This is a genomic window from Haematobacter sp. (assembly GCF_032102465.1).
In the GTDB taxonomy this organism is placed as follows: domain Bacteria; phylum Pseudomonadota; class Alphaproteobacteria; order Rhodobacterales; family Rhodobacteraceae; genus Haematobacter.
In genome coordinates this window covers 1-12,548 of record NZ_DAMDHB010000030.1, presented here as the reverse complement: position 1 = coordinate 12,548, position 12,548 = coordinate 1, and the positions used below count along the sequence as shown (strand labels likewise).

At 68.8% G+C, this 12,548-nt stretch carries 11 protein-coding genes; 10 read left to right on the top strand and 1 reads right to left on the bottom strand.

Going from position 1 to position 12,548, the window contains the following annotated elements; translation table 11 throughout:
- From RT513_RS15890 to RT513_RS15845, 10 genes are all read left to right on the top strand, one after another.
- A partial coding sequence (locus RT513_RS15890) for an ABC transporter substrate-binding protein (RefSeq protein WP_313534148.1) occupies nt 1-1,164 on the top strand: 1,164 nt, incomplete at its 5' end.
- A gap of 19 nt (nt 1,165-1,183) precedes the next feature.
- On the top strand, nt 1,184-2,227 hold the full coding sequence (locus tag RT513_RS15885; RefSeq protein ID WP_290690022.1) for an iron ABC transporter permease: 1,044 nt from the start codon (nt 1,184-1,186) through the stop codon (nt 2,225-2,227).
- Nucleotides 2,224-2,994: an ABC transporter ATP-binding protein gene (locus tag RT513_RS15880; RefSeq protein WP_290690021.1), complete on the top strand. Its 771-nt coding sequence runs from the start codon at nt 2,224-2,226 to the stop codon at nt 2,992-2,994. The genes RT513_RS15885 and RT513_RS15880 overlap by 4 nt, the downstream gene beginning before the upstream one ends.
- The gene (locus tag RT513_RS15875) at nt 2,987-4,012 is read left to right on the top strand and encodes a siderophore-interacting protein (protein ID WP_290690020.1); all 1,026 of its coding nucleotides are present in this window, start codon (nt 2,987-2,989) and stop codon (nt 4,010-4,012) included. Before RT513_RS15880 ends, RT513_RS15875 begins: the two co-directional genes overlap by 8 nt.
- Before the next feature lie 1,089 nt (nt 4,013-5,101).
- Nucleotides 5,102-5,314 carry a TOBE domain-containing protein gene (locus RT513_RS15870; RefSeq protein WP_088215608.1) on the top strand — a complete coding sequence of 71 codons (213 nt, stop codon included), beginning with the start codon at nt 5,102-5,104 and terminating at the stop codon, nt 5,312-5,314.
- 131 nt (nt 5,315-5,445) lie between these two features.
- Nucleotides 5,446-6,888, top strand: coding sequence for an NAD-dependent succinate-semialdehyde dehydrogenase (locus RT513_RS15865; RefSeq protein WP_290690019.1), 1,443 nt, complete (start codon nt 5,446-5,448; stop codon nt 6,886-6,888).
- A 51-nt stretch (nt 6,889-6,939) separates the two neighbouring features.
- Entirely contained in the window at nt 6,940-8,094 is a 1,155-nt protein-coding gene (locus RT513_RS15860; RefSeq protein WP_290690018.1) for an iron-containing alcohol dehydrogenase, read from the top strand.
- Entirely contained in the window at nt 8,094-9,548 is a 1,455-nt protein-coding gene (locus RT513_RS15855; protein WP_290690017.1) for a flavin-containing monooxygenase, read from the top strand. The genes RT513_RS15860 and RT513_RS15855 overlap by 1 nt, the downstream gene beginning before the upstream one ends.
- A 2-nt stretch (nt 9,549-9,550) precedes the next feature.
- Nucleotides 9,551-10,510, top strand: a complete 960-nt coding sequence (locus tag RT513_RS15850) for an alpha/beta hydrolase (protein ID WP_290690016.1) — start codon at nt 9,551-9,553, stop codon at nt 10,508-10,510.
- A complete protein-coding gene (locus tag RT513_RS15845) occupies nt 10,507-11,268 on the top strand; it encodes an IclR family transcriptional regulator (protein ID WP_290690014.1) in 762 nt (253 codons plus the stop codon). Before RT513_RS15850 ends, RT513_RS15845 begins: the two co-directional genes overlap by 4 nt.
- Before the next feature lie 588 nt (nt 11,269-11,856).
- On the opposite strand, the gene RT513_RS15840 is transcribed toward RT513_RS15845, so the two are convergent.
- On the bottom strand, nt 11,857-12,548 hold a 692-nt coding region (locus RT513_RS15840), incomplete at its 5' end, for a helix-turn-helix domain-containing protein (RefSeq protein WP_290690013.1).

The following is a 12,548-nucleotide window of genomic DNA, read 5'->3' as shown; positions in this document are numbered from 1 at the left end:
CATCCCCAGCAGGCGGGACGCCGGTCATGGGTGGCGCGGGGGATGGCGGCGCGGGTGACGGCCATGACAACCGCCCGTGCCGGGATATGGGCGGCGGTCTGCCTGATGGCCCTGCTGCCGTGGCCCGCCGGCGCGGAGGTGGCCATCACGGACGATGCCGGACGGCAGGTGACGCTGGCCCACCCGGCACAAAGGATCGTGCTGACCGACGGGATGGGGTTCATCGCGCTCGCGCTGATCGACCCCGATCCGGCCGCACGTCTGGCGGGCTGGAACGCGGCGCGGCTCGATGCGGGCGCGCGGGCGGAGATGGAGGCGGCGCTCCCTGCCCTCGCGGCGGTGCCGGATATCGGCGATCCGGCGGCGGGCGGTTCGGTGGAGGGGCTGATCGCGCTTTCCCCCGATCTGGTGGTGCTGGACCCGTTCTACAACCGCTCTCCCACGATGATCCGGGTGCTGGAGTCCGCGGGCATTTCCGTGGCCGTGCTGGCGCTCACCCCCACCATCCGGGCAGAGGAGCCGCATGCCGGCCTCCTCCGGCTGGGTCAGCTCATCGGGCGGGAGGAGCAGGCGCGCGCCTATGCCGCCTTTGCCGACGCGCGGATCGCCCGGATCAGCGCGCGGCTGGCGGACCTGCCCGAAAGCAACCGCCCCCCCGTGCTGCTGGAAGCCCATGCCGGGCGCGGAACCTGCTGCCTGTCCCCCGGCAAGGGCGAAGGCATCGGGGATTTCGTCGATTTCGCGGGGGGTGAGAACATCGGGGCCGAGGTCATCCCCGGCATGGCGGGGCCTCTGTCGGCGGAATATGTCATCGCCCGCGCGCCGCAGGTCTATATCGCCACGGGCGGCAGCTATCTGGCGGCGGCGGGGGGGCTGGTCGTCGGGCCGGGCGCGGATGCAGAGACGGCGCGGCAGGGGCTGCGCGCCGCCGCCTCCCGCACCGGGATCGCGGAGACGCCCGCCTTTGCCACGCAGCGGCTGCACGGCATCTGGCACGGGCTGACCATCTCCGCCATCAACATGGTCGCCATCGAGGCGCTGGCCCGCTGGATTCACCCCGAGTTGTTCCCCGACCTTGACCCCGCCGCCACTCTGGCCGAGATCAACGCGCGCTTCCTTGCCGCCCCGCTCACCGGGGCGCTGTGGATCGACGCGGCGGAGTGAGAACGGAACAAGCAGACCCATGACGGCGACGACAGATATCCGGCTTTCCCGCCACCGCGCGGCAGAACGGCGGCGCACCGGGTTTCTGGCTGTGCTGGCAGTGGCAGTGGCGGGGGCCTTCGTGCTGGACCTCTGCACCGGCCCTGCGGGGTTGAGCATCAGTGACCTCTGGCGTGCGCTCAGCGGGGATACCACGCTCTCTCCCGCGACCATGACCATCGTGTGGAAACTCCGCCTGCCCGTCGCCGTGCTGGCGCTCTTGGTGGGCGCGGGGCTCGCGCTGGCGGGGGCGGAGATGCAGACGGTGCTGGACAATCCGCTCGCCAGCCCCTTCACGCTGGGCGTATCGGCCGCGGCCGGCTTCGGCGCGGCGCTGGCGATCGTGTTCGGGCTGGCCCTGCCGGGGCTCCCGCCCGACCTTGCCGTCGCGGGCAATGCCTTCGTCGCGGCCGCCCTGTCCATCGCACTGCTGCAACTGCTGGTGCGGGGGAGAGAGGGAAATGCGGCGCTGCTGGTGCTGTTCGGCATCGCGCTGGTCTTCACCTTCAACGCGCTTCTGGCGCTGGTGCAGTTCGTGGCCCCGGCAGAGGCGTTGAAGCAGTTCGCGCTCTGGGGCATGGGCGATCTGGCGCAGGCCGATGGCCGCCGGGTGGCGTTGATGGCGGGGGCGCTGGTCATCGCCGTGCCGTTCTCCCTTGCTGCGTCCTCCCGGCTCACCGTGCTGCGCCTCGGGGCGGAGCGGGCGGCGAGCCTCGGTGTCGATCCCGGGCGGCTGCGGTTCATGGCGCTCCTCCGCATCAGTCTTCTGGCGGCGGCGGCGGTGGCCACGGCGGGCACCATCGGCTTCGTGGGTCTCGTCGCTCCGCATCTCGCGCGGCTGACGGTGGGCGAGGATCACCGCCATTTCCTGCCCGCGAGCCTGCTGATCGGGGCGCTGCTCGTCTCTCTCGCCTCCGCCGCAGCCAAGACGCTGATCCCCGGCGTGCTGTTGCCGGTGGGGATCGTCACCTCGCTGATCGGGCTGCCGGTGTTCTTCGTCCTGATCGCCCGGGTGGCGCGATGAGCTTTGCCGTCCGCCATCTGACGTCAGGCTATCCCGGTCGTCCGGTGCTGCACGATCTGTCCCTCTCCGAGACGGCGGGCGGCGGCATCACCGCATTGCTGGGGCCGAACGGGGCGGGGAAATCCACCGCGCTCCGCGCCATCGCCGGGCTTCTGCCCGCACGGGGAGAGGTCCGGCTGGACAGCGTGGACCTGCTGGCCCTTTCGCCGCGCGACCGGGCGCGCAAGGTGGCTTTCGTGCCGCAGATGCTGCCCTCCGGCGTGGGACTGACCGTGCTGGAAGCCTCCGTCGCCGCGATCCGCGCAGCCCGTCCGGGCCTGTCGCGTGACCGCGCGGCGGAAGCGGCGCTCACCGCGCTCGACCGGCTGGGAGCGGGGGGGCTGGCGCTCGACCGGCTGGACAGGCTCTCGGGCGGGCAGCGGCAAATGGCGGGCCTTGCCCCCGCGCTGGCCGGAGACGCGCCGCTCCTCCTGCTGGACGAGCCGACGAGCATGCTCGACATCGCCCATCAGCACCGCGTCATGCAGCTTCTGGCCGAGATCGCGCGGGACGGGCGGCGGATCGTCGTCGTGCTGCATGACATCCCGCTTGCCGCCGCATGGGCGGAGCGTGTGGCGGTGCTGGAAAGCGGACGACTGGCCGCCGAGGGCGCGACGGAGACCGTCCTGACCCCCGATATCTTCGCCCGAGTCTGGGGCGTGGAGGCGGAACTGGACCGGGGCGCCCTGCGCATCCGGCGACTGATTGGAGAACATGACCATGCCTGAGATGACCACCACCGCCTGCGTCACCACCCCGGAGGCCCCTGCCCTCGCCCGGCTGATCGCGGAGCATCTGGGCGGCCATGGCGCACGGGTGGAGACGGCGGAAGGGGTCTGGCGCATCGACTTCGGCCTCCGCCGCGCCACCGTCACCGTGGCGGCGGACATGCTCAGGATGGAGGCATGGGGCGCGGATGCCTCCCTCGCCCATGAGATGCGGCTCGACCTTGGCGAACATCTGGCGGAGTTCGGCGGCCCGAAGGTGGACTGGGGCCTCCCCGCGACGACGGTGCCGCCCAACTTCCGGCAGATGGAGATCGTGGGGATCGAGGACATCACCCCCGCCATGCGCCGCCTCCGCCTGTCCGGGCCGGACCTGCTGCGCTTCGCCGACCTGTCGGCGCTGCACTGCAAGCTGCTGCTGCCGCCGGCGGATGAAGCCCCCGTCTGGCCCCATTTCGATGCCGAGGGGCGGTTCACCTTCGGCAACGGGGTCGTGCGCAAATATACCATCCGCCGCATCGACCCGGCGGCAGGGTGGATGGAGATCGACTTCGTTCTGCATGACGACGCCGGTCCCGGTTCGGCCTTTGCCGCCGCGGCGCGGGTGGGGGAGCGGCTGGCGCTGGTCGGCCCCGGCGGCGGTGGCATCCCGCGGGAAGGCCACGTGCTGCTTGCGGGAGATGAGACCGCCCTGCCCGCCATCGCCCGCGCGCTGGAGGAAGCCGCCCCGGACATGCAGGGCCACGCCGTCATCGAAGTGTCGGATGCGGCGGAGCGGCAGACCCTCCGTCACCCCGGCGGGGTGGAGCTGCACTGGGTTCTCCGCGACGGCCCGCCCGGTGCAGCTTTGGTGGCAGCGCTGAAAACGCTGTCTGTCCCGCCGGAAACCTATGTCTGGGCCGGGCTGGAATTCGCCGCCTTCCGCACGCTCCGCAGCCATCTCCGCACCGTTCTGAACCATCCGCGCGAGACACATTTCGTCACCGCCTACTGGCGGAAGGGCGCGGCGGGAGCGTCTTGATCCCGGGAAAGGGGGTCCGGGTGCAGGAGGGATTAGCCGCTTCCGCCGCTACGCTTCGTGCCCTGCGCCCACGGCGGATTGACGGCGCGAGCAAGAGCCAAAGTGTTGCCATCCTGCAGCGGCCGCCTTGGTTGCACCCCAGCCTCGTTTGCACCGCAGCCTCCAGTCCCGGCGCTCCGCTCATCAACAGGCTGCAAAAAAGCACTCCGAGGGCACCCGGGAGGCTTTTCCACATCCTGAACCGCGCCCCGGAAACCGCAGTTTCGGCGCATGCCCGAACCGGTTTTCCGGCATCCGACGCAAGGGCAGGTCAATGTCCGGCTTTTCAGCAGCCCGGGCCCCGGTTCGCTTTCATCAGCTTGCGCCTCATGGCCTGTGGTGCAGGGTACACGCCCGCCCTGAGCTAACGGCGCTCCGGTTGGAGATGCCTCCCCATGGCATGATGACGGACCGGATCGATGGCCATGGCGAGCAGGCTTTCGTCCAAACCGTTGCAAGAGGAAGGGCATCGCGGCTTCGGGATGGCGCAGGAACCGCGCATCGGCCGGAGTGGCAAGGGTCAGCCGCTCCCTCCCAATGGAACGCCACAGGTCGCGTACATAGCCATCGCGGTTCAGACGATCACCGGAACAACACGTCCTTGCTGCAGGCAGATGCGTTGATGTCGGGATCTTTCCTCCATCCGCTGTCAGGCGGCAACATGCCCGCCGAAGGATAGCGGCCTGCCCTCCTCCAACGTAGATCGGGCGTGGATCAGGCGGGTCACACCGGCCGCGCGAAGCAGGGTCGGGCGGCGTGGTCTGACCGCGCAACAGACCTGGCCAGCACCGCCGCATGGACGATGATGTCGAGCAAGTCGATGCGGGCGGGAGCCTCCCGCCTATAAGGATGCGTTGCGGAAATGTTGCCGCGCGATACCCATGCCTCGCGGCTGGAGACGGCGTCCGGCCCTTCGAGCCAGCCCGCTTCACCGCACCGCTGCGCCCCGTTTCCCAAGGGTGTTCCCGTCAACGGCCACGGCGTTTCTCTTGACGGCCGGGGGCGCGAAACAGGATCATCGGTTATGGCAAATGCCGAGAGGAGGAACGAATGAAACTCAGTGCGCGCAATGTTCTCAAGGGCAAGGTGGTTGACATCGTCAAGGGCGCGGTGACCAGCCATGTGCGGATCGACATCGGTGGCGGCAGCGTCATCACCGCCTCCATCACCAATGAAGCGGTTGCGGAACTCGGCCTGACGGTGGGGAGCGCCGCTGCCGCTGTCGTCAAGGCGTCCGACGTGATGGTCGGGGTGGACGACTGACCCCTCTTCCGGCGGCGTGAGGCGGAGCCCGGGGGATCATCCCCCCGCGGTTTTCCGGGTTGACATATGCCGCCGTACCCGGCAGATTTCTGAACATAGTTCAATATACTGAACATCCGGGGAAGCACGCCATGAAACTCAACAATTCCGCCCTGCTGAAATCCGCCGCTTATGTCGATGGCGCGTGGGTGGAGGGGCGGTCGGGCGAATGGCTCGACGTCACCAACCCGGCGACCGGCGATGTCGTCGGCCGGGTTCCGCGTCTGGGCGAGGCGGAGACGGAGGAGGCGATCGCGGCCGCCGACCGCGCCTTCGGCCCGTGGTCGAAACGCGCCGCCAAGGACCGCAGCCAGATCCTCCGCAAATGGTTCGACCTCATCATCGCGAATGCGGATGATCTCGCGCTCATCCTGACATCGGAACAGGGCAAGCCGCTGGCGGAGGCCAAGGGCGAAATCGTCTATGCCGCCTCCTTCATCGAGTGGTTCGCGGAGGAGGCCAAGCGCGTCTATGGCGACACGATCCCCGCCCCGCAGGCCGACAAGCGCATCACCGTCATCCGTCAGCCCATCGGCGTTACCGCCGCCATCACGCCGTGGAACTTCCCCGCCGCGATGATCACGCGCAAGGTCGGCCCCGCGCTCGCCGCCGGTTGCACGATGATCGTGCGCCCCGCCGACCTCACGCCGCTCACCGCGCTGGCGCTTGCCGTTCTGGCGGAGGAGGCAGGCATCCCGAAGGGCGTGCTTCAGGTCATCACCGGCAAGAGCAGCGTGATCGGCAAGGTCTTGACGGGATCGGAGACGGTGCGGAAGCTCTCCTTCACCGGCTCGACCGAAGTGGGGCGCACGCTGATGGCGCAATGCGCGCCGACGATCAAGAAGCTGTCGCTGGAGCTTGGCGGCAACGCGCCGCTCATCGTCTTTGACGATGCCGATCTCGATCAGGCGGTGGAAGGGACCATCGCCTCCAAATACCGCAATGCCGGGCAGACCTGCGTCTGCGCCAACCGCATCCTCGTCCAGCGCGGCGTGTATGAGGAGTTCACCCGGCGGCTGGTGGCGAAGGTGGAGAAGATGAAGGTCGGCCCCGGTACGGAGGAGGGCGTCGTCCTCGGCCCGCTGATCGAACCCGCCGCCATTGAAAAGGTGGAGGAGCATCTTGCCGATGCGCGGGCGAAGGGCGGCAAGGTCGTCACCGGGGGCGAACGTCTGGGCGGGCTGTTCATCTCTCCCGCCGTGGTCACCGGCGTGACGCCGGAGATGGTCGTCGCGCGGGAGGAGACCTTTGGCCCCGTCGCGCCGCTTTTCCCGTTCGACACGGAGGAGGAGGCGATCCGCATGGCCAATGACACGATCTTCGGCCTCGCCTCCTATTTCTTCACGAAGGATTTCGCCCGCTCGATCCGGGTGGCGGAGGCGCTAGACTACGGCATCGTCGGGCACAACACCGGCCTCATCTCCAACGAGGTCGCTCCCTTCGGCGGGGTGAAGCAGTCCGGTCTCGGCCGGGAAGGATCGAAGTTCGGCATCGAGGAATATGTCGAGATGAAATACATCTGCTCGGCCGTCTGAGCGCCGGGGAGCGGGCGGGCCGTGGCCCGCCTCAGGATTGCGGAGGGGACAATGACACCATTCACGTTCAACACACCCGGTTCGATGCTGGTCGCGTGGGGCGCCGCCGCCCGGCTGGGGGAGATCCTCGCGGGCTGGTTCCCGGCGCGGAGCGCCTTCATCGTGACCGACAAGGGGCTCCATCAGGCGGGCGTGCTTGCCCCCGCGCTCGCCTCGCTGGAGGCAGCGGGTTTCGCCGTCACCGTCTTTGACGACGTTGTGGCCGATCCGCCGGAGGCGGTCCTGCTGACCTGCGTGGAAAAGGCCCGCGCGGCGGGAAGCGACGTGGTGATCGGTCTGGGCGGCGGCTCGTCCATGGATATCGCCAAGCTCGCCGCCGTGCTCGTCACGTCCGACCAGCCGCTGAAGGAGCTTTACGGCATCGGCAAGGTGACGGGCGGGCGTCTGCCGCTCGTCCAAATCCCGACGACCGCCGGAACCGGCTCGGAGGTGACGAACATCACCATCCTGACGACCGGCGAGACGACGAAGATGGGCGTCGTGGCCGATCAGCTCTACGCCGACAAGGTGATCCTCGACGCGGAGCTGACCGTGGGTCTGCCGCCGCTCCACACCGCGGCGACCGGGATCGACGCGATGGTCCACGCGATCGAAGCCTATACCAGCCGCCACAAGAAGAACCCCGTGTCGGACGTGCTGGCGCGGGCGGCGCTGAAGCTGCTGTCGGACAACCTCGTCGCCGCCTGTCAGGACGGCACCAACCGCGAGGCGCGGGAGGCGATGCTGCTCGGCGCGAACCTTGCCGGACAGGCGTTTGCCAATGCGCCCGTGGCGGCGGTCCATGCGCTGGCCTATCCGCTGGGCGGGCATTACCACATCCCCCACGGGCTTTCGAATGCGCTGATGCTGGGGCCGGTGCTGCGCTTCAACGCCACCGCAGCCGCGCCTCTCTATGCGGAGCTGGCCGATGCGCTGCTGCCGCCTTCTGAGGAGGGGACACAGGCCCGCGCCACGGCTTTCGTCGATCACATGCTGACGCTGATGGACCGCTCCGGCGCGCCCCGGCAACTGCGCGCCGTGAAGGTGACGGAGGAAAGCCTGCCCATGCTCGCCTCCGACGCTATGTTGCAGCAGCGCCTGCTCATCAACAATCCGGTGGAGGTGACGGAGGCCGATGCGCTCCGCCTGTATCAGGAGGCGTTCTGATGGCGGGGGCCACGCATGTCCGCACCCTGATCCTCGGCGCGGGCTTCGGCGGGCTCGGCATGGGCGCGCAGCTGGTCCGCGCGGGGGATGAGGATTTCGTCATCCTCGAACGCGCGGGGGACATCGGCGGCGTATGGCGCGAAAACGCCTATCCGGGTGCCGCCTGCGATACGGAGGCCCATCTCTACTGCTACTCCTTCTTTCCGCATCTCCGCGTGAGCCGGATGTATGCCGGGCGGGAGGAGCTGCTGGGCTACATGGGGCGGCTGGCGGAGGAATACGGCCTGCGCGACCATATCCGCTTCGACAGCGAGATCCTCAGCGCCGAGTGGGACGGTGCGGCGCGGCTATGGCGCTTTGCTGTGCGGGGCGGCGCGCGCTACACGGCGGAGGTGTTCGTCACCGCCTGGGGGCAACTCAACAAACCCGCGATTCCGGCGTTCGAGGGGCTGGAGAGCTTCCGGGGCGAGACGTTCCATTCCGCGGAGTGGGACGGGAACGTGCCGCTCGCGGGCAGGCGCGTGGCCTCCGTCGGCAATGCCGCCTCGGCTGTGCAATACGTGCCGGAGATCGCGCCGGAAGTCGGCCAGCTGACGGTGTTCCAACGCACCGCCAACTGGATCATGCCGCGCAACCAGATCGTGTTCGACCCCGCGCAGCTTGACGCCTATGAGGCTGATCCCGCGCTGTTCGACGCCTCTCGCGCGCATCTCCATGCCTTCCGCGAGAACGGCTTCTCGCGCACGCAGGTGGGATCGGAAGCGCAGGCGGAGGGCATCCGCCTCGCCCAGGAGCATCTGGAGAAGCAGGTGGCGGACCCGGATCTGCGCGCGAAACTGACGCCGGATTACGAGTTCGGCTGCAAGCGGATCCTGCGGTCGGACGACTTCTTCCCCGCGCTCTGCCGGGAGAACGTGGCGCTGGAAACCCGCCGCATCGCGCGCTTCACCGAAGACGGCATCGAGACGGCGGACGGGACGGTTCTTCCCTTCGACGTGGTCATCTTCGGCACGGGTTTCGCCAGTCAGGCGTTTCACGGCGACCTGATCGTCAAGGGGGAGGATGGCGCGAGCCTGTCCGACGTCTGGGCGGACGGGGCGGAGGCCTATCTCGGCATGACGGTGCCGGGTTTTCCGAACATGTTCATGATCTATGGGCCGAACACCAACCTGAACCACAATTCGATCATCACCATGCTGGAGATCCAGCAGGATTACGTGCTCCGCGCCATCAGGGAGACGGAGGCCCGCGGGGCCGCGGCTGCCGTCCATGCGGAGGTGTTCGACAGGTTCAACGAAAGGATGCAGGCCGATATGGCAAGCTCCGCCTTCTCCTCCGGCTGTTCGAGCTGGTACAAGAACGCCGCCGGAAAGGTCATCAACAACTGGTCCGGCACGGTGGACCAATATCGTCGCGCCGCGGAGTGGAACGCGGACGACTACGCGTGGAGATGACGATGGACGCCTCCGAAGCGCTGCTGCCGCTGGCCGATGTGGCGGAGGATCAGCGCCCGCTGATCCGCGCCTTCCGCAAGGCGGGAGAGATCTCCTTTCAGACCGTTCCGCTGGCGGAAGCGCGCGCGAATTACGACCTGACCGGCGCGGCGAACGGCCTGCAGACGGAGCCGCTGGCAACGGTGCGCGACCATAGCATCGAAGTGCCGGGCGACACGCCAGGGGGGCGCATCGCCATCCGGGAGTATCGCCCTTCGGCGGGCCGGTTGCCTGCCATCCTGTTCCTGCATGGCGGCGGCTGGGTTATCGGCGGGCTGGCCTCTCACGACCCGCTCTGCCGGTTTCTGGCGCAAGCGTCCGGGGCGGCCGTGTTCGCCGTGGATTACCGCCTTGCGCCCGAACACCCTTTTCCCACGCCGCTTGAGGATGCCGAGGCCGGCCTTCGCTGGCTCCGCGATCAGGCCGAGACGCTGGATATCGACGCGGGGCGCATCGCGCTGGCAGGGGACAGCGCGGGCGGCAACCTTGCCGCGGTGCTGGCGAATACCTCCGCGACGGAGCCTGCCGCGGTCGTGCTGCTGTATCCCGTAACGGACCTGCGCGGCGCCACCTGGGGACGGTTGACGCAGGGGGTGCCGCTCTCCGTCCGGTCGATGGAATGGTTCCGCGGCCACTACGCCGGGGAAGCGGATCTGTCCGACCCTCGCCTGTCGCCGCTGCTGGCGGCCGATCCCTCCCGCGCGCCGCATTTCATCGTGACCTGCGGCCATGATCCGCTGGCGGAGGAGGGCGTGGCCTATGCCGGACGGCTCGCGCTCCACGGCGCGGAGGTTGAGCATCACCACCTGCCCCGCCATGCGCACGGCCTGTTCACCGCCGCGGGAAAGGTCGCGACCGGGCGGCGGCTGGCAGAGGCGGCTGGCATTTTCCTTGCCGACCGGCTTGGCGGAGGAGCGGGATGACGGCGGCGGAACCACGCCTCGTTCCCGCGGTGGAGCGGGCGCAGGCCATTCTGGACTATGTCTCCGAAGCCCCAGAACCGCCCGCGCAGGCAGAGATCGGCCGCGCCCTCGCCCTGCCGAAAAGCTCCCTCCATGGCCTGCTCGCCACGCTCACCGCGCTTGGCCTCCTGAACGAGGAGCGGGGGCGCTACACGATCGGGGCGCATGTGCTGAAATGGGCGGGCGCGGCGCTTGACCAAAGCGACATGGCGCAGGAGTTCAATCGACTGATCGGCGCGATCCCCGCCCTTGAGCGGCACACGATCACCTTGAGCAGTCTGATCGGGGCCGAGGTGGTCTATACCTCCTGCCGGAACTCCACCGCGCCGCTCGGCGTCACCTTCCGCATGGGTATGCGGCTGCCCGCCGTCTTTACCGCCACCGGCAAGGCGATGCTGGCATATCTTCCACCCGAAACCCGCGCCACGCTGACCGCTGATTTTCCGCCGCCCCTCACGCCCGCCAGCGTGCGGGATCGTGCCGGGCTGGACGCTGAGATCGCCCGCGTGCGGCAGGACGGTTTTTCCGTGGACAACGGTCAGGTGCGCGCCGGCATGACCTGCATCGGTGCCGCTGTGCTGAATCGCGCGGGCCTGCCGGTTGCCGGTGTGGCCCTGTCCATGACCACGGAGGAGGCAACCCCCCCCGCCATCGCGGAGGCCGGGGAAGCAATCGCCGATCTTGCCACACGCCTTTCCCGCTTCACCGCACTCGCCTAGCCGGCTGCCGGAAACAGCTTCTGGCTGCCGGCTGAAAAAGCGGTCCGGGGTTGCCCTGCGGCGGAGACGTCCTCCAGCGCTGGAGAACACCCGGAAACCGCAGGTTTTGGCTCGTGGGGGACCGATTTCCCATCTTTCGACGTAAGCCGGGCAGTCAGGTCTGCGTTGGGGCGAAATTGGCCCAATCCGACGCAATCCAGCCGGGAGCCTGTACGTTTCGGGTCATTCCGGGGCCGACGTCCCTATTTCCGGAGCGTGGGCATGACGTTGCGGAGCTTTCACAGGCTGCGGAAAAGTCCTGACGCTTCATGCCTATGTGCCGGAAATCGGAAAATCGGCTCGGAAACGTCCGGAAGTCTATGGATTTCCGGCTGGCTTTGCTCAGATTGCGAACGATTTCCGCTCCAACACAGGCCAAAAAGCCTTTTTCAGCAATCTGCCGGGAAGTGGCTCCCGCTGCCTGCATAGCCCTGATTTCGGTGCGGCATTGCGGTGCCTACGGTCCGGGGCTTACGTCGTCCGGTGGATATGACGGCAACCCGGTAACGAAGCAGCGCAGGCTCTGCCGACCCGAACGGCCGGGCAGGATCACCCCTGATCCGCCAGCGCCCAGACACGGAAACGGGCGTGCCCCGTCACTTCGCGCACAAGTCCCCGCTGCGCGAAAGTGTCGATGTTCCGCTGTGCCGCCGCGCGGGAGGACCCCGTTTCCCGCTCGGCCAGAGGAACGGAAACCATGGGATGGCGCAGGAAGGTGTCCAGCAGGCGCGGGGGAGTGCGCCCTGACAGATCGTGGATCGCCCCCGTCGCCCGCTCCTGCCAGGCCATCAGCCGGTCGAGCGTGAGGAGCCCCACCAGCACCGACTGATGCGCGGCCTCCACCCAGCGGGCGAGCCTCCGCTCCACCGAGCCGTTCGCCACCAGCGCCGACGGGCCCGCCAGTGCGAGCGGCAGGAAGGCCAACGACGCGCCCTGACCCTCCGCCGCGATCCGCGCGCCGATTACCGCCGCCTCCGCACGCCGCAGCGGCCACGGGCGTTCGTCCAGCCCCTGCCACAGATGATAGGCCGCACATCCCCTGACCACCGGATGGAGGGCGGCGATGGCCGCAAGCTCCGCCTCCACCTCCTCCGGCAGCGTATCGAGGCGCGGGTCCGGTCCGAGGTGCTCCGTCACCCCCCGCGCGGGCGGGGCGGAGAGACGCCGCGCCGCCCATGCCGTCCGGGCCAGAGCCTCTGCCGTGTCGCCCGGAGCGCCGACGCGGAACGCGCGCCAGAGCG